Source organism: Streptomyces sp. NPDC058620 (genome assembly GCF_042717135.1).
Lineage (GTDB): Bacteria > Actinomycetota > Actinomycetes > Streptomycetales > Streptomycetaceae > Streptomyces.
On sequence record NZ_JBHXQO010000160.1, the window covers coordinates 1 to 1,043 of the forward strand.

1 protein-coding gene is annotated in these 1,043 nt (G+C 63.4%); it reads right to left on the reverse strand.

The window, feature by feature from the left end; translation table 11 throughout:
• Nucleotides 1-990: AMP-binding protein (locus ACFWSK_RS37820; RefSeq protein WP_383796751.1), on the reverse strand; the 990-nt coding region annotated here is incomplete at its 3' end.
• Between the last annotated feature and the right edge of the window lie 53 nt (nt 991-1,043).

The window sequence follows — 1,043 nt, forward strand, 5'->3', positions numbered from 1 at the left end:
CAACCGCTCCCGCAACTCATCCGGAGACGGAACACCATCCACCTGCACCGCCGGCACCAAATACGCCACCAAACGACGCTCCACACCCTCCCCACGACCCGCAACAACCGCCGCCCCAACCGCCGGATCCCCCACCAGAACAGCCTCGATCTCCCCCGGCTCGATCCGGAAACCACGCACCTTCAACTGATCATCCACACGCCCCAAGAACTCCAACCGACCATCCACCAACCACCGAACCCGGTCACCCGACCGATACATCCGCGAACCATCACCCACAAACGGATCCGCCACAAACCGCTCACCCGACAACCCCGCCCGACCCAAATACCCACGCGCCACACCAGCACCACCAATAAACAACTCACCCGCCACACCCACCGGCACCGGCTCCAACCGCCCATCCAGCACATACACCCGCGTATTCGCAACCGGCGACCCAATACCCGGCACCCCACCACCAACCACCGGCTCACACGCCGACCAGACCGTCGTCTCCGTCGGCCCATACATATTCCACACACCAGCCGTACGCTCCACCAACGCACCAGCCAACCCACCCGACAACGCCTCACCACCACACAACGCCACCAAACCAGGCAACCCCACCCACCCATCAGCCACCAACATCTGCCACGTCACCGGCGTCGCCTGCATCACCGACACACCCCACCGCACCAACTCACCCGCCAACACACCCGGATCACCCACCACCTCACGACCAGCCACCACCACACGCGCACCCACCACCAACGGCAACCACAACTCCAACCCCGCAATATCAAACCCCCACGTCGTCACCGCCAACAACACATCACCCCCACCCAACCCCGGACGCACCGCCATCCCACCCAGGAAACTCACCAAACTCCCATGCCCCACCAACACACCCTTCGGCCGCCCCGTCGACCCCGACGTATACAACACATACGCCAACTGATCAGGCAGACAAGAAACACCCGGCGAAGTGCAAGGAAGACCCCCAAGCATCGAACGAGTCCCCGCATCATCCAGCCACACCACCGAACCCAACGACTCCACCG